Raw genomic sequence first — 16669 nt, 5'->3', positions numbered from 1 at the left:
AAACCACTCAAAATTGAGTGGTTTTTCATTTTAAATTCCTAATAGCTGTTTCTTCTTAGCATCGAATTCTTCTTGAGTTACAATGCCGGCATCCATAAGCTCTTTTAACTTAATTAGCTCATCAGTGGGAATTGCTGATGAAGGAGAGGGAGTGACAGATGTCTGTGTAGACTCTTCCTCTTCAGCAACTATTAATAGTGAGAGTTTCTCTAAATCCTTCTTATCACATTTAATAACTAAAGGTACTTTTTCGTCGTTTTCACGCTTTAGGAAAAGGGTGGCGACCGATTTATCCTTCCCGATATTAGCGCCCATAGCACCTGCGATTGAACCCGCATTACCCAATGTACTACCGATTAAAGACCATCCTGCAATGTCGAAAGCGCTCTTTTGAATGTTCTCGACACGTTCCCATTTGACTAATTTAAATGTTTCGGGTGATAGATTATTAACCGAAATCTCAATAGTACCAGGTTTTGTTTGTGACAATTTAAAAACACTGCCTTGATCTTTTAATTGCTCTTTTCCGTTTAGGATTTCAATACTCATCTTAATTGGTTTCATAACACGAACTATTTTCCTTTCTTCAGTTTCAACTTGTGAAGGAGGAAGAATCCCTAAAGCATTTTGTATTTCAGATAAGAAAGCTAAGCTTAAATCAACATTGTTAAAACTTAGTGCATGTTCTTTATTATCATAAGTGAAACCCATTTCAGTAGTAGTTAATTTTTTGTTGAAATTTATATTACTAATCTTACCTAAATCATAGGATAAGAAGTTTTTTTGCTTATCTGTAGTTAATAATCTATTTGATGTAAGTACAGCTAAATACTGTTTTAATCCGCCTAATCCGCGAACGGCTATTCCAGCATTTTCAACAATTTCGTCTTCTTGTACTTGTTCACCTATCATTTTAATTTCTTTCTTTAGGTTACTTAACACGAGTCGGCCTTCAGGCTTTAAGTATTCTTTTATTTGTTCTATCGCGTACATCGAATATCCACCTTTCACATCTGTATCTACACGCTTAAACTATACCACTTTTTACAGATGTTAGGGTAAACAAACGTAAGAAATTAGGGGCAACAAACTCCAAAAAGGCAACGAATGTTAATGCTTTAAAGTGCTAAAGTAGGTAAACAGAGGCAACGAGGGTAAACAGTCTTTGTTGCCGTTTCTTTGTATACTTAACCCTTGTGGTCAAAGGATTCTCTTATATAAGTAAACAAAGTAAACAAATAATATCTATTGAGTGTATTTATATAATATAGGTGTATATAACGTATATAATATATACCTAATACGCCTAATACACATATACTATATACATGAGCGCAAATTTGTTGCCCCCCTACCTGTCGTTCGAGCTAATAATAGCGATGGAGACTTAACTATAATTTCATGGTGTTTTACTGATGTTAAATAAAATACGCTTCGGTACACACGATAATATCGGTTCTGGCCCTATTCATTTACCACCAGATGAAATGCATACAAATTCATCGTGGCTATCATTCTCTGCGTTAGAAAAATGGTCGGAGGCAGAGCTTACGGACGCCATGACTGGAGCTGCCTATGCGATGAATGCGTTCATACCTTTGTTTATTCAATGTGATAGTAGCGATGTAGCAGTTGTCCCACAGGTAAAGGCAACTCATAATGAGCAACCGACATTTTTTGTTTATGATAAGTATCCTGGTGGTATTGGATTAAGTGAAAAGGTATATGATTTATGGGAAGATTTATTGACTAAGACATTGGAGCATGTAGCAGGCTGTGCTTGTGAATCCGGTTGCCCATCGTGTATAGGGGCACAGGATAGCTTGGAACAAGCGAAGAAAAAAGTAATAGAGTTACTTCGGATTTTAAATTAGAGATAAAAAGAGGGCATGAGAGGAAAAGTCTAGTACTATTCCATCAAGCCCTCTTCTTTGATTAATTTATAAATCATCTTTCGGTTAATCCCTGTAATTTCTTCTAGTTGACGTCCAGAAGCGTCTGGGTGTTTTTTCAAAGTCGAACGTAGTAACTTAAGTCTTTCTGTTCTCAGTGCATTACTACCTTTTGCTAGAGCTACATTTTTAAATTTCCCGAATCGTCTCTGATCTGATTCAAGAGTTGAAACATTTGAATGAGTAATTTCGGAAAGTCGATGTAATGTAGTACCCGGATGCTCATTCAGGTATTTTTGACAAGCATCATAACGTGCTCTTGATTTTTTCTAGTAATCTTTCTTCCACCATCTCCTGAGTAGATTGGATAGAAACAGCTAGAGTAGATGAAGTGCTACGTTTTGCAAAGCAAGCTCTAAAAACGAATGTAGAAGAATTAATTAGTGAATATCTAAATAAATGAAACCCAGGTATTTAAATGAGTACCTGGGTTCAGTTTGTAGACAATTTTAAATTTCTTTGGGTTTGTCTACTACATTCTCATAATATCAATCATTCTCATAATATCATCTGATATAACTAATAAAAACACTAAGACACTAGTGACGATTGCATATTTTTTTGCTTTTGTATCAACATTATTGAAGGTAGCAATAATTGTCTGTAAGGCAAAAAAAACCACTAGTGACCATAAGACTGGTTCAATGATTAGACCAAATAAACCTTCAATTGCCACTAAAATAACCTTCTTTCGTTAGTTAATATAATTACAATGAAGAATCAACCCAGTAAGTGTCATTGCGTACTCCCCATGCAATTCAAACTAATTACTTTGTTGTAATAAATACAGCGTCATCAAACGTAATATTTGCACCTAGTGCTTCGCTTACAAAACGTAAAGGCACCATAGTTGTTCCTTTATAAATTTCAGCTGCATGATTTAATTTAATTGTAGTTGAAGTGCCGTTTGAATTAACATAAGCGTTTTTATTTCCAACGCCAATGTCAATTTTTTTATTATCTTTGTATGCAGTCACTTTTTTTGTTGCATTGTCATAAGAAACAGTTGCACCAAGTGATACAAAAATAGCTTTCATAGGAACTAAAGTTGTTCCGTTTTTAATATAAGCACTTGGGTTGTAATTTTGCTTAACATTATTGATATATACATCTACAGTTGTAAGCACTGGCTCTGGTGTACTTTGATATGTTGGTTTTTTGTGACTTGTATTGGTAGAAGGTGCTGCCTCGTTGCTTTTAGTATGATAATGATAACCTGAGCAAAGACCTTTGTCTTGAGACTTTTTAGAACAGTTATGACCACCGTTACTATCAAGACGACCTGGGTGTGCATCGGCTGTTAAGGATGTCGCCATAAACAAAGACAACATTGTAATAAATAAAACTAATTTCTTCATGAATATCCTCCTATTAATAAAATATGGAATTATTATACTACTAAATGGATTATATTAACATGATTTTAGTGCAAATATTGGTTTTCATGTGGAATAGATCGTTTAAGCAATGATTTAATCAAAGTTATCGTTCTCGTATTTGAAAAAAGAAAATAGATAACAAAATAATAGTTATCTATTAATCTTAAAAGCTCAGGTACTCAATTAATTTTTTAAGCCTAGGCTTTAATCTTTTATTTTATTGGGGGATTTATCTAGTCAATAGAATATTTTCGGAGAACATCATCTTTAAACTTCTTAGCATCTGATGATTTTTTTTCTCCAATATCTAAAGGATCTTTATTATCTAAGTTAAATTTACCTAAATTATTATTAATTATTCCGTACTGTCCCATTGAGTTTTGTTGTAAAAACATAATGTAAGAACTTTTTTCCTTGAGCTCCGCATAATTATTAGTGACTAACTTTCTCTTCCCTGTACTTCGCTCTACAATTCCAACGGGTTCAATAATACTGAAAGAATTATTTTTAGGAAGATTAAAGTTGTCAGGTGCTTTAATAATTTTATCAACTTGGACTTCTGTTAAAGTATAGTAGTCTTCAATCGTACCGTCATCAAAAAATGTTACCTTGTGTTCACGGTCCATAAAATCTTTAGATGGAGATGCGATAATAATGAGATCTGCAGCAGCATCCAACTTTTCAGGAGTGTCAAATGTAATTTCATTTGCGTCTACCTGAACCACTGGAAGCGGTTTTTTAATATTCATTATTAATAACAAAGATAAAAAGATTATGAGTGCAACAACTGTTAGTGTGATAACACGTTTCGAAGAAGTGTTCAGCATACTAAAACCTCCTTAATTTCCCCATTTCTTCATTAATTCTTTCTTTTCCTATGATGTGGATGCAATTATGCCGAGGAATAATTGATCTAGAAGTGTCCAATTTCGTGAACAGCATTAGAGACAATTTCACTATATTCCAATTTATAATTATTTATTGTATTATAATACATCCTAACTGTACCGTATAATCAATCATCATCCACTGAGGCTTCATATATATAGCCATTTAAATTTATCCGCGGAAAGCTGCTCTGAAACGAATGAAAAGTGACAAGAACACTCGACTAGCTTTTCTACTTTTACCTTCTCTTTGTGCAGAAGCTAAAAGATGCGTTATGATTACAGTAAGTGAAGAAAAAAATACTATAAGTTTTAGCAATTTTAACTTCTTTCAGCAAATATTTTATGTACCGAAAGTGCAACGACAGGTACAGAAGTCTCCCACCTCTATAGGTGGTGAGATGAATGCGGATTTAAGCTACTTTTCAACGGGTGTCCAAACACCTGCAGCTGACGCTTCGCTTTCGCTACAAAAAACACTTGCTGAAATAGAGGAACTCAGTCTAAGAGCGCCATGTCCTGTGGCGACGACTGAGTGACCAACATCGGTGCTGCTGCCGCTACGTTAGCACTACGCTTTCGCGCAAAAAACATCTGTTGGCCCAAAGCCCCCGGCGGATGTCATGGAATCAGAAAGGAGTTCTTAGGGGATGTTAGCCTAAAATCATCGCATCCATGCGATAACGGCTAACTGACCTGCATCGGTAAAAACGCCACGTCCTGTGGCATTACCGAAATGACCGACATCGTGTCGGCCCTCGTGCAGGCCTAAGCACAAAGCTGATTCCAGACGCAATTCTGCCGAGGCATAATTAATATGGAGAAAATGAGTGAAGGTAATGTCTTACGAAAATAAAATTTTACAAATGAAAAAAATGCTCGGAAAAAAAACGACAACAACTATAAAAAAAGAGGATAAACCTGCTTTTCAAAAACCTGTGCCCCCAAGCTATACAGAGCAGTGGGAAAAGGCGGGACTGACAGTTGTAAAAAATGAATTCGGTATTGTTTTTAAACGACAGGTGCGTTATCCATTTAGTTATCAGCATGGTCATTATAAATTGCAGTCATTTTTTGATGCATTAGTAAAATGGCAAGAGGCAAAGTTCGAACATCCATATGCGTTAGAAATGAATGAAAAAGTATTGTTTTTTGATACGGAAACGACTGGCTTAAAAGGTGTAGGTACACAAATTTTTCTTTTAGGCTTTTTAGAATTGTCAGAGGAAGATGAAAGTTTTATTTTAACTCAATATATTTTAGCGGATCCAGCACATGAGGCAGCGTTACTTTTTGAATCAAAGCTTTGGCAAAAAACAGCGACAGTTGTTACTTACAATGGAAAAAGCTTTGATTGGCCGCAACTTGAAACACGTTGGACGCTCCACCAAAAAGAATTACCTAAGCTACGTACACAGCGACAAATCGATTTGTTGCATAGTTCAAAGCGTTTATGGAAAAATGATATGGAACGAATGAAATTAACATCTGTTGAAGAAGAGAAGCTTGGCTTTTCCCGTATTGGGGATATACCTGGATATCTTGCACCTATTATTTATTTAGATGCCGTCAAAAGCGGTGTTCCAGATGCACTGATGAAAGTCCTTCTTCATAATGAATGGGATTTACTTTCACTAATTACGCTTTATGTCCATTCTACAAATTTGCTATTTGAAGAGCCGAGTGAAGAATCGGCAAAAACATTTACAAATATCGGCAAATGGTATGCAGATTTAAAAGAGAGTTCGCAGAGCGTAAAGGTTTTAGAAAAGGTTACGACCCAATTTGATGCACTAGAAGCAGGAAATGCACAATATTATTTGGCGTTACAGCATAAAAGAAATAAAAAGTTTAGTGAAGCAATCGATGCATTTGTAGCTTCGCTACATTTCGTAGATCAACGAAAAAAGTTGCATGTATTAGAACAGCTCGCTATGATATATGAGCATCAAATGAAAGATTATGACCAGGCCCTTTATTATACGCAAGAGGGTATAAAATTAATTAAGAAGAATGAGCAATGGAGAGCAGAACAAAAGCAAAAATGGGAAATTTCTTGGGAAAAGAGGTTACTCAGGTTAGGAAATAAGAAATAATTTCCCAGGTAAGCGCAAGAAACGACAAGTTTAGCCTTACATTTGATGTTTTCAGACGATATAATGTGATGAAGTGTGATATAATGAAACGACGTAGTGTGAGGAAGGGCGATGTGAATGGATATTAAATTAACGTCAAAAATGATCCTTGAAAAGGAATTTAAGAAAAACTTTAAAGGCTACAATGTAGAAGAAGTCGATTCATTTCTTGATGAGATAATACAAGACTATGAAACGTTCGAAAAAGCGGTGGCCCAACTTCGTGAAGAAAATAAACAGTTAAAAGAAGAAATTGATAATACTCCTAAGAGACAACCTGTCGCATCGACAGCTGGTACGACAAACTTTGATATTTTAAAACGTCTTTCTAATTTAGAGAAACACGTCTTTGGTAGTAAGTTGTACGAATAAATTTTCGTTAATTATGTTGTATTTATCATAAAACTCTAGTATAATCTTTTTATCATCATGAAATTCTGGTAATCGCTGCGGCGCTAGACGTCGTAGAGGAAAGTCCATGCTCGCACGGTTCTGAGATGACCGTAGTGTTCGTGCTTACTGAAAAAATAAGGTAAGGCAGCTGTAAAAGCTGACGGCGGAAGGAAAACCTAAGTCTTAAGGATATGGTTGAAACTTCCTGAAAGTGCCACAGTGACGTAGCTTGCTTGGAAACATGCAAGGTGGAACGAGGTAAACCCCACGAGTGAGAAACCCAAATTATGGTAGGGGCACTCTCTAAAAGGAATTGAACGGATAGAGGGACAGAGTTCGCTCTGTAGATAGATGATTACTACCCGGCCGTACGAGGCGATAGCTGTTTGAGTACTCGGGAACAAAACATGGCTTATGGAATTTTTTGATGCTTATTTATGAAATGACAAGCGCTCTCCAATTTGGTGGAGAGCTTTTCTTTTGACTATAGTAAGAAAAAGTTACTTTTAAAGCATGTCTAGACATGCGCGATATACGTTTGAGAATAAGGCTGTACTCTGTTGGTCATGCCTGTACGAGGGCCGACACGATGTCGGTCATTTCGTTATTGCCACAGGACGAGGCGTTCTTAGACTGAGTTCCTCTATTTCAGAGGGTGTTTGGACACACGCTGAAAAGTAGCTTAAATCAGCATTCAACTCACCACCTATAGAGGTGGGAGACTACTGTAGCTGACGCTTCGCTTTCGCCACAGAAAACAATTGCTGAAAGAAGTTAAACTGTTATCGCAACGATGTACATATTGTCTACATACGAGTAGACTGGCGCAAAAGCGCTTTTCTAAAAAATTGAGGGTAGTAAAGAGAGATAGGATGGAGCAGAATCATGAGCCGAGTGAACGATAATCTGGAGAAGCTAAATTCGATTTCCAAGTATCCTACTGCCTTAATGACAAAAATCTTCGAAAATGTATCTGAAGGCATCATGATCACGGATAAAGATAAAAGAATAGAATTGGTCAATCCTGCATTTGAATTTGTAACTGGCTATAAGCGTGATGAAGTGATTGGAAAAACGCCAGCCGTTCTCCAGTCAGGTGTACATGAATTGCAATTTTATTTAGATATGTGGCAAGAGATACGACAAGAAGGCAATTGGCAGGGGGAAATATGGAATCGTCGTAAAACCGGAGACGTATATCCAGAATGGTTATCAATTGTAGAGGTAGCCAACGATGAGGGAGAGATTACAAATTATTGTGGCATTTTCTCAGATTTGTCTGAAAGGAAGTTCGTAGAAAATGAACTAGAAAAGCGTTTGTTAACTGACTCATTAACGGAAGTATCAAATCGATTTGCTTATATTGACAGAATGGATAATCTATTAGAATCAACTTCTGCTATCTCTCATTCAGTACAGCACGCAGTCTATTTTTTAGACTTAGATCGATTTAAGCAAATTAATGATACGTTAGGTCATGCTGTTGGAGATACCATTTTAGTAGAAGTAGCAAAGCGCTTAAAAACATTGTTGAAAAATAAAGATATCATTGCTAGATATGGCGGTGATGAGTTTATTATTACGTTGACAAACGTAAAAAATGCTAAAGAAGCTGCCAATTTTGCTGAACAAATTATAGGGATTATTGAACAGCCTTTGGATATTAATGGTCAAGATATTTTTATTTCTACAAGTATTGGTATCAGTATGTATCCAATAGATGGTGAAACAACAGAGCAATTGATTCATTGTGCTGACAAGGCGATGAGTTATTCAAAAAAGAATGGCCTTAACGACTATGCATTTTATTTTGATGAATTGAAGACGGACTCTCAGCGTGTTTTAATATTAGATTCGGAACTACGGAGAGCCATTGAAAGCCGGGAATTTGAGTTGCACTTCCAACCTAAAATATCTATGGAAAATGGAGAGATACAAGGAGTAGAGGCACTTATTCGATGGAAAAGTGAAAGTCTAGGATTTGTCTCTCCAGCAGAATTTATTCCTTATGCAGAGGAAACAGGATTAATCATACCTTTAAGCGAGGTAATTATAGAAAAAGCTTGTGAAGCAGTTATAGAGATGCGTCAATCTGGCTATAAGACTCCAGTTGCCATCAATATTTCCAGCATTCACTTTAAGCAACAAAACTTTTTAGACTCTGTTCAAGCGATATTAGAGCGTTACAACACACCTGCTAACAATTTTGAAATCGAAGTTACAGAACGAACAGTGATGAATAGCGCAAATGAAACGGTTAGCAAGCTTGAGCGGCTCAAGAAAATGGGCTTTAAGATTTCTATTGACGATTTTGGGACAGGCTATTCGTCTCTTAGTTATTTAGTTCGTTTCCCCCTTGATTATTTAAAAATCGATCGAAGCTTTATACAGCATATTGGCTCACTCGAAGAGAAACAGGCAGTAGTGGATGCGATAATTCAAATGTCGCATCGCTTAAAAATGAAAGTTGTTGCTGAAGGTGTAGAACAAGCACAACAAGTGGATATACTACGTAAAATGAACTGTGATATAATCCAAGGCTATTATTACAGTAAACCTTTACCACTCCATGAACTTCTGAAGTTTCTGGAGTATTGGGGAATTGAACATCAAGGAAGGAATTAGTGTATGGCAAATTATAAATTAGTAGCAACTGCTGCAATGGGATTAGAGTCGATTGTGGCACAAGAGGTAAAGGCTCTAGGCTATGAAACAACAGTCGAAAACGGTAAAGTGTATTTTGAAGGTGACGAAACGGCCATTGCCCGAACAAACTTATGGCTACGTGTAGCAGACCGAGTAAAAATTGTTGTAGGTCAGTTTCCGGCTAAATCTTTTGAACAGTTGTTTGAAAGTGTAAAAGCTCTACCTTGGGAAAAATACTTACCCGTTGATGCAGCTTTCCCAGTATCGGGGAAGTCTGTTAAATCCAAATTATTTAGTGTGCCAGATTGTCAGGCTATTACTAAAAAAGCAATTGTAGAGCGCATGAAACAGCATTATAAGCGTTTAGGATTTTTAGATGAATCCGGTGCAACCTATAAAATTGAAGTTTCAATTTTAAAAGATGTGGCTACACTTACTATTGATACATCGGGTGCGGGCTTGCATAAGCGTGGTTATCGTCAAGCGCAGGGCGAAGCACCATTAAAAGAAACATTAGCAGCGGCACTCGTACAAATTTCAAAGTGGAATCCGAGTCGACCGTTCGTCGATCCATTTTGTGGTTCTGGCACAATTGCATTAGAAGCAGCAATGCTTGGACAAAATATTGCACCGGGCTATAATCGTGAATTTATTTCAGAGAATTGGCCATGGATGAAGGCAAAAATTTGGGATGCCGTGCGAGATGAAGCGGATAGCTTAGCGAATTATGATCAGCCATTAGAAATTTTTGGGTCTGATATCGATCATCGCATGGTGAGTATTGCACAAGAAAATGCAATAGAAGCGGGCTTTGGTGATATGATTACGTTCAAGCAAATGCAAGCACGTGATTTTACAACACAGCTAACAGATGGTGTTATGATTGGTAATCCACCATACGGGGAGCGTATTGGTGACATTGAGGTCGTGGAGCAGGTAATTCATGATTTAGGAAAAGTCATGAAAAATCATCCGACATGGTCTGTGTACATGCTATCCTCAATGAAAAACTTTGAGGAACTGTACGGTCGTCAAACGACGAAGAAACGTAAATTATTCAATGGCTTTATTGAAACGAATTATTACCAGTTCTGGGGACAAAAGTCTAAAAGAGATTAACGAACGATAACGGAAGATAAGATTTTTTCTTATCTTCCGTTTCGTCGCGTATAATAGGACCAGATAGTTAGAGGGGGAACGTCAATTGCGTAAATCTTTACCGTTTGTATTAACGAAGGACCGCTCATTTTTTGAGTCATTAGGTGACTGGATGGGGGACGTCCTTTACGATGAATTACCTGAAAAGGGCTTTGAATGCCGTGATGAGCAAATTTTTATGGCTTATCAAATCGAGCAGGCCCTAAAAGAGAAAAACGTGCTTTTTGCAGAGGCAGGGGTAGGGACTGGTAAAACAATTGCCTATTTACTACCGGCTGTATCTTATGCACGCTATACTGGTAAACCAGCCCTTATCGCATGTGCTGATGAAACCTTAATTGACCAGCTAGTAAAAGAGGGCGGCGATATTTATAAGCTACAAAAAACGTTAGGACTTGAAATTGATGTCCGTCTAGCAAAGTCACGAGACCAATATTTATGCTTAAAGCGTTTTGAGGAAGCTGAAAAAGTGGAAACCGATGAATGGATCGATGATATTTCGTTTTCTATACCTGATGGAGTATATGCACAGGGCTCGATGATTGCCATACAACCTTATGGTGAGCGCAGCGATTATCCAACAGTCAGTGATGAAGATTGGCAAAAAGTAAATTACAACTCGATTATGCAATGTTCAGTATGTGACCTACGTAATCGATGTGGGCAAACATTACATCGTGCACATTATCGTAAATCAGCGGATCTCATTATTTGTTCACAAGATTTTTTGATGGAACATTTAGCTACAAAGGAGTCACGTGAACGTGAAGGGCAATTAGCTTTATTGCCAGAAGTATCAATGATGGTGCTAGACGAAGGTCATTTATTAGAATATGCTGCACAAAAAGCAATGACATATAAAGTACAGGCGACAACAATTGTTCAATTGTTAGAGCGTTTAATGGTAGATGGTGTGCGAGAACGTACATTATATGCGATGGAAAAATTACAAGATGATCATGAGCTATTTTTTGACCAGCTACGAGATGATCTAGTCGCTTCTGAAGAAGAGCGGAAACGTATTAATAAATCGCCAAATCTATTGAAATATGGGAAACAACTTATTCATGATGTGGAAACATTACTTGAGGAATTTGTTTTTGAATCTGAAATGTATATGATTCCAGAGTATGAATTAAATATGGCGGAGGAGTATTTAGAACAATACGAGGCTTCTTTACGTATTTTTACAGCACAGGGAGATGCAGTTGACTGGTTAGAGGAAACTGATGGGGAAGAAACGCTTGTCATTATGCCGCGTCTCATCACAGAAGTTTTAGCAGAAAAATTATTCTCTAAAAAACTTCCAATCATATTTTCTTCAGCAACTTTATCAGTGAATAAAGATTTTTCATATATTGCCTATAGTTTAGGAATTCGTGATTATCAATCGTTTTCAGTTCCATCTCCATTTGATTATGAAGAAGTTATGCGAATTTATTTACATGAGCTATCTCAAAAGGAAAAAACGGCGCGGGTTCAACAGCTATTACGCGACGGTGAAAAAACGTTAATTTTATTTAAATCAAAACAAGCAATGTTAGATTTCAAAGCAGAACTACCACTTATGGAACGAATGTATGTTGCGTTTGAAGGGGACCGTGAACTATCTGGAATTGTTCGTGATTTCCAAGAAGGCACTATGAAAACATTATGCTCCTATCATTTATGGGAAGGTCTAGATTTGCCGGAAGAGGCACTAACACGGGTTATTATTTTTGATTTACCTTTCCCTCCACACGATCCATTATTTGATGCGAAACGTACATTTGCAGAAAATCCATATGAAGAAGTGGAATTACCATTTATGCAACTTCGTTTACAGCAAGGAATGGGACGTTTAATTCGTACTTCAAACGACCGTGGAGATATTCATATTTTAATGAATGAAGAAGAAGCAAAGCAGCGTGAAACATTTAAAAATATTTTAGCTGTAACACCAGAAATAAAGTAAAAAAAAGCGAGTTTGCACTAGATGCATTCTCGCTTTTTTATATATTGAAATAATATTTTTATCGTGGGATAATGATGTGTTTGAAAAAAGTGTTGAATATTTCTCTTTTAGGCTATATAGTTCTTTGTAATGCAACGAAAATTAATAAAATAAATTATTTTTTATATTGAAAATAATTTTGCAAAAGGTTTATAATGATGAAAAGAAATTTTAAGAATAATCAAATTTAACATTTGCGTATTCTGTGATAGGGGGTTTGAGCCTGTCGAACATTCAATCGTTGTGTCGAAAATATACGAGCTTATCTGCAACAGATATAGAAAAGTTAAAAGAAATAGAAGCAACATTATCGTACTATGCTGAGTTGACAGATTGTTATATGTTCATAGATTGTTTGATGGAAAACTTACCGCATGCAATTGTTGTGGCAGAGGCATTCCCGAAAACAGAAAGAGGCTTATACGAAAAATCTGTAATTGGCAAATTTGTCTTTGAAAGCTTCGAACCGGCAGTATTTGCTGCTTTTAAAAATAAAGAAAAATCGTCAATGACTAGAGCAATAACACAAGAAGGTATAACGGTTGAACAAAACGTTGTCCCTCTTTTTAATGACCAACAACAGATTATGGCAGTATTAATCCAGGAAAAAAAGGTGGATATGCAAACAACACCTAAAGATGATTTGCAACATATGCCTTTTGCGTTAATTGAGCATATTGTAGAGCCAAATTCTCAACCGATTCCAGTAGTTTCTGATTTACTAGTGGAATCAATTATTCTCACAAATCATGAAAATAAAGTAATCTATAGCAATCCTGCAGGCTACCGATTTATATCGGAGCTATCAGGGCTGGAACGTTTTGATAACGTTGCATTGGATAAGATTTTACCTTTTTTACAAGAGGTCTATGATAAAGGCGATGATGTCTTTTTCTTAGAAATTACAATTGATCGTAAATCCTTTATTGTGAAGAAAATTCCTATTCGTGATCAAAACGATAAAGTGACACTCCTCATAATTCATGATCTTACAGAGCTTAAGCTAAAAGAAAATGAATTAATGATGAAAACATTCGCTATAAGGGAGATTCACCATAGAGTGAAAAATAATTTACAAACAGTTACAAGTTTATTGCGCTTGCAAATGCGAAATGACTTGTCGGCTTCCAGTGCGGATGCTTTTCAAGAGGCATTAAATCGAATATATAGTATTTCATCTGTTTATGAACTTATTTTAGAAAATGAGGATAACGCTGAAGAGAAAGTAGACGTTATCGCGTTGGCTAAAAAGATTGGACATAAAATGGTTGGGACATCCAATACAGCATCTGTTCAGTTAACCTTTCATGACGATAATGTACAGTTATTTTGTCATTCTAAAAAAGCTGTTTCGCTCGCGTTAATCATTTGTGAGCTTCTGCAAAATGCATTGAAATATGCTTTTATTGGTCGTGAGGAAGGTACAATCGATATTCAATTTCAACAGGATGCTTCCACTATTTCACTTTATATTTCTGACAACGGCGTTGGAATGCAAGAGGTGAAGGCATCATTTGGAATGGAGATTATTACAAGGCTTGTTGAATATGATTTAGCTGGCACATTTTCAATTATCCCTAGTGAACAAGGTACACATACTCAAATTCAGTTCCCTGTAAGTGAGGAGGTATTTATCCTAAATGACTAGGAAAGTTATGATTGTCGAAGATGAGTCGCTTATTGCAATTGATTTGAAGTTTATGCTAGAGGATAACGGCTACGAAGTGGTAGCACAAGCGAATAATGGAGAATCAGCAATTGAGTTGGCTTTTACACATAAGCCACAGTTAATCTTAATGGACATTAAAATGCCAAAGCTAGATGGTTTAAAGGCAAGTAAAATTATTGAACAGCAGCTCGGTATACCGGTGCTATTTATATCAGCTTATAGTGAAAAAGAATTGCTACTGTACATGAAGCAGGACAATATTTTAGGCTATGTTATGAAACCGTTTTCTGAGAGAAATGTCCTTCCAGCGTTGGAAGTGGCTTTTCACCAAATTGATAAGTTCAACCGTCTAAACGGGGAATTGCTGCATAAACAAACAGAATTAGAAAAGCGAAAAATAATCGAACGAGCAAAAGGTTTGCTTATGCAGTCAGAGAACCTAAGTGAGGAAGAAGCTTATAAAAAAATTCGCAGTGAGAGTATGCAGACTCAACAGGAAATGGTGCTTATTGCAAGGCGCATTATCAATACCTTACAAGTAAATAGTTAAAGCAAAGACGCTTTAAAGAGATTCCCTCTTTATTGCGTCTTTTTTTATTTTCACTCAGCTCCCACCTCTATAGGTGGTGAGATGAATGTGGTTGTGGTTCCTTTACAGTGGGTTTCCAACACTTGCTGCTTAAATATAAAGCCTCTGATGGATGTCATGGATTTTGAAAGGAATGAATTGTGCCTGCACAATTCAAAATCTAGACGCATTGTTTACCTATGCGAAAGCGAAGCGACAGCACAATCCAGCCAAGGCGAAATAGATATATAGATAAAAATAAAGGGGTGATGAGTAGGATGGCAATGGTAGGAACGGTTATCGTTTATATTATTATGACTTGTGCAGTTTTAGGGGCAATCGGAGCTATTCGTGATGCTGAATATGGGATCGGGAAAGAGTTTATGAATGGTATTCATACGGTTGGACATATTTTTGTACCTGCTGCAGGGATCATGGCTGCTATACCTTACTTAACGTGGTTTATAAGTCATTTTATTAGTCCGATTTTTGAATTAATTGGTGCTGATCCAGCTATTGCAGCAACGACAATTTTAGCTTCAGATATGGGAGGATACCAATTAGCAAATGCGTTAAAAGAGTCTTATGAAGGATGGGTCATGGCTCTAGTGGTCGGATTTATGTCTGGCGCAACAATTGTGTTCTCTATTCCTATGGGTCTTGCCATGTTAGATAAGCGTGATCATAAATATATGGCTTTAGGTATTATGGCGGGTGTTTTAACAATTCCGATTGGAGCATTTATTTCTTCCATCATGATTGTGACGTTTAATACAAATGTTCGGGAAGTGATTAGTACAACAGCAGAACCAACATATGTTTTTGCCATTTCAGTTTTACAAATATTAATTAATTTATTACCTTTATTTATTTTCGTAGTGTTAATTGCGTTAGGTCTTAAGCTAATTCCAAATGGCATGATCAAAGGCTTCATGATTTTTGGACGTGTGATGGATGCTGCTATCAAGCTTGTGCTAGTGTTCTCGATTGTAGAAATTTTCACAGGTATTTTTACAAAGATCTTTGGTGCATGGGGCTTTGATCCGATCATGGCAGATAAAGTCGATCAATTCCGGGCATTAGAAACTGCTGGGTATATCGGTATTATGCTAGCGGGTGCATTCCCTATGGTGTACTTAATTAGAAAATATGCATCGAAACCTCTTGAAGCAGTAGGTGACAAATTAGGCTTATCGTCAGTAGGAAGCGCAGGTATTTTAGCGACAATTGCTAATATTTTAGCCATGTTTACACTTGTTCGACATATGCCACCGAAAGATAAGGTCATTAACATTGCCTTTGGAGTTTGTTCAGCATTCCTTCTAGGAGATCATTTATCGTTTACAGCTAACTTCCAACCGACCATTATTTTACCAGTTATTGCAGGTAAGTTTTTAGCGGGTGTTATCGCAATTATTTTAGCCTATAAGCTATCTGTTCCGACAGCTCTAAGGCTAGAACAAGAGGATCGCAAGGCAGGCATTATTAAAGAAGGTGAATATCTAACAGATAAAAATCTTGAAAGAGGTGATGACGTGTGAGTGAAGAAAAGAAACGGTTTATTCAGGAGTTTGTGCCAGGTAAGCAACTAACATTGAGTCATCTAATAGCAAATCCTGATCCAGATATGTTTCAAAAGCTGGGCATTCAAGAAGCAGGTGCACTGGGCATCATGACATGTACACCGAGTGAGACAGTTATTATTGCAGGGGATTTAGCAACAAAGGCGGCCAATGTAAAACTAGGATTTTTAGATCGCTTTACTGGCAGTCTCGTTATTGTTGGTAGTGTTTCCGAGGTTGAAATGGCGATGTTAGAAATTAATCGTTTTCTATCAGAGATGCTAGGCTATACGCCATCAAAAATAACTAAGTCATAGGATGTGCCAT

14 protein-coding genes, 1 other RNA gene and 1 pseudogene are annotated in these 16669 nt (G+C 36.8%); 12 read left to right on the top strand and 4 right to left on the bottom strand.

All coding sequences use genetic code 11. The features are described 5' to 3' along the window. Positions 1-30: 30 nt before the first annotated feature. A complete protein-coding gene (locus ACQKN2_RS06245) occupies positions 31-993 on the bottom strand; it encodes an SHOCT domain-containing protein (protein WP_427414200.1) in 963 nt (320 codons plus the stop codon). A 422-nt stretch (positions 994-1415) separates the two neighbouring features. Here ACQKN2_RS06245 and ACQKN2_RS06240 point away from each other — a divergent pair. Beyond that, a pseudogene (locus ACQKN2_RS06240) lies at positions 1416-1874 on the top strand (Zn-binding domain-containing protein); the annotation flags it as partial. Between the two features lie 550 nt (positions 1875-2424). Here ACQKN2_RS06240 and ACQKN2_RS06235 read toward each other — a convergent pair. The 3 genes from ACQKN2_RS06235 to ACQKN2_RS06225 form a co-directional block, all read right to left on the bottom strand. Next, positions 2425-2628, bottom strand: coding sequence for a hypothetical protein (locus tag ACQKN2_RS06235; RefSeq protein WP_427414199.1), 204 nt, complete (start codon positions 2626-2628; stop codon positions 2425-2427). A gap of 91 nt (positions 2629-2719) precedes the next feature. Beyond that, positions 2720-3310 (bottom strand): copper amine oxidase N-terminal domain-containing protein, encoded by a 591-nt coding sequence (locus ACQKN2_RS06230; protein ID WP_427414198.1) that lies wholly within the window; start codon positions 3308-3310, stop codon positions 2720-2722. A gap of 254 nt (positions 3311-3564) precedes the next feature. Further along, on the bottom strand, positions 3565-4158 hold the full coding sequence (locus ACQKN2_RS06225; protein ID WP_427414197.1) for a hypothetical protein: 594 nt from the start codon (positions 4156-4158) through the stop codon (positions 3565-3567). 335 nt (positions 4159-4493) lie between these two features. On the opposite strand from ACQKN2_RS06225, the gene ACQKN2_RS06220 reads away from it, so the two are divergent. The 11 genes from ACQKN2_RS06220 to eutS all read left to right on the top strand — a co-directional run bounded on the left by ACQKN2_RS06220 (position 4494) and on the right by eutS (position 16659). After that, on the top strand, positions 4494-4757 hold the full coding sequence (locus ACQKN2_RS06220; RefSeq protein WP_427414196.1) for a hypothetical protein: 264 nt from the start codon (positions 4494-4496) through the stop codon (positions 4755-4757). Positions 4758-5057: 300 nt separating this feature from the next. Then, a complete protein-coding gene (locus ACQKN2_RS06215) occupies positions 5058-6314 on the top strand; it encodes a ribonuclease H-like domain-containing protein (protein ID WP_427414195.1) in 1257 nt (418 codons plus the stop codon). 117 nt (positions 6315-6431) lie between these two features. Further along, positions 6432-6725, top strand: coding sequence for a cell division regulator GpsB (gpsB, locus tag ACQKN2_RS06210; RefSeq protein ID WP_386827947.1), 294 nt, complete (start codon positions 6432-6434; stop codon positions 6723-6725). Positions 6726-6785: 60 nt separating this feature from the next. Continuing rightward, positions 6786-7166: RNase P RNA component class B (gene rnpB, locus ACQKN2_RS06205), an RNA gene on the top strand. 465 nt (positions 7167-7631) lie between these two features. Then, on the top strand, positions 7632-9371 hold the full coding sequence (locus tag ACQKN2_RS06200; protein ID WP_427414194.1) for an EAL domain-containing protein: 1740 nt from the start codon (positions 7632-7634) through the stop codon (positions 9369-9371). Positions 9372-9374: 3 nt separating this feature from the next. Then, complete coding sequence (locus ACQKN2_RS06195; RefSeq protein WP_427414193.1) at positions 9375-10511, top strand: THUMP domain-containing class I SAM-dependent RNA methyltransferase; 1137 nt, start codon at positions 9375-9377, stop codon at positions 10509-10511. Positions 10512-10596: 85 nt separating this feature from the next. Further along, positions 10597-12504 carry an ATP-dependent DNA helicase gene (locus tag ACQKN2_RS06190; RefSeq protein ID WP_427414192.1) on the top strand — a complete coding sequence of 636 codons (1908 nt, stop codon included), beginning with the start codon at positions 10597-10599 and terminating at the stop codon, positions 12502-12504. Between the two features lie 256 nt (positions 12505-12760). Continuing rightward, on the top strand, positions 12761-14191 hold the full coding sequence (locus ACQKN2_RS06185) for a sensor histidine kinase (RefSeq protein ID WP_427414191.1): 1431 nt from the start codon (positions 12761-12763) through the stop codon (positions 14189-14191). Further along, positions 14184-14762, top strand: coding sequence for an ANTAR domain-containing response regulator (locus ACQKN2_RS06180; protein ID WP_427414190.1), 579 nt, complete (start codon positions 14184-14186; stop codon positions 14760-14762). Before ACQKN2_RS06185 ends, ACQKN2_RS06180 begins: the two co-directional genes overlap by 8 nt. Before the next feature lie 296 nt (positions 14763-15058). Beyond that, positions 15059-16321, top strand: a complete 1263-nt coding sequence (gene eutH / locus ACQKN2_RS06175) for an ethanolamine utilization protein EutH (RefSeq protein ID WP_427414189.1) — start codon at positions 15059-15061, stop codon at positions 16319-16321. Continuing rightward, on the top strand, positions 16318-16659 hold the full coding sequence (gene eutS / locus ACQKN2_RS06170) for an ethanolamine utilization microcompartment protein EutS (protein ID WP_024363381.1): 342 nt from the start codon (positions 16318-16320) through the stop codon (positions 16657-16659). Before eutH ends, eutS begins: the two co-directional genes overlap by 4 nt. Positions 16660-16669: the final 10 nt, after the last annotated feature.

The organism is Lysinibacillus sp. NPDC093688, from assembly GCF_050280145.1.
Classification (GTDB): Bacteria; Bacillota; Bacilli; order Bacillales_A; family Planococcaceae; genus Lysinibacillus; species Lysinibacillus xylanilyticus_B.
This window is presented reverse-complemented; position numbering and strand designations above follow the sequence as displayed.

Coding starts and splice junctions, on each gene's coding strand:
- ACQKN2_RS06245 (WP_427414200.1), bottom strand. CDS start 993: ATGTACGCGATAGAACAAATAAAAGAATACTTAAAGCCTGAAGGCCGA.
- ACQKN2_RS06230 (WP_427414198.1), bottom strand. CDS start 3,310: ATGAAGAAATTAGTTTTATTTATTACAATGTTGTCTTTGTTTATGGCG.
- ACQKN2_RS06225 (WP_427414197.1), bottom strand. CDS start 4,158: ATGCTGAACACTTCTTCGAAACGTGTTATCACACTAACAGTTGTTGCA.
- ACQKN2_RS06220 (WP_427414196.1), top strand. CDS start 4,494: ATGATTACAGTAAGTGAAGAAAAAAATACTATAAGTTTTAGCAATTTT.
- ACQKN2_RS06215 (WP_427414195.1), top strand. CDS start 5,058: ATGTCTTACGAAAATAAAATTTTACAAATGAAAAAAATGCTCGGAAAA.
- gpsB (WP_386827947.1), top strand. CDS start 6,432: ATGGATATTAAATTAACGTCAAAAATGATCCTTGAAAAGGAATTTAAG.
- ACQKN2_RS06200 (WP_427414194.1), top strand. CDS start 7,632: ATGAGCCGAGTGAACGATAATCTGGAGAAGCTAAATTCGATTTCCAAG.
- ACQKN2_RS06195 (WP_427414193.1), top strand. CDS start 9,375: ATGGCAAATTATAAATTAGTAGCAACTGCTGCAATGGGATTAGAGTCG.
- ACQKN2_RS06180 (WP_427414190.1), top strand. CDS start 14,184: ATGACTAGGAAAGTTATGATTGTCGAAGATGAGTCGCTTATTGCAATT.
- eutH (WP_427414189.1), top strand. CDS start 15,059: ATGGCAATGGTAGGAACGGTTATCGTTTATATTATTATGACTTGTGCA.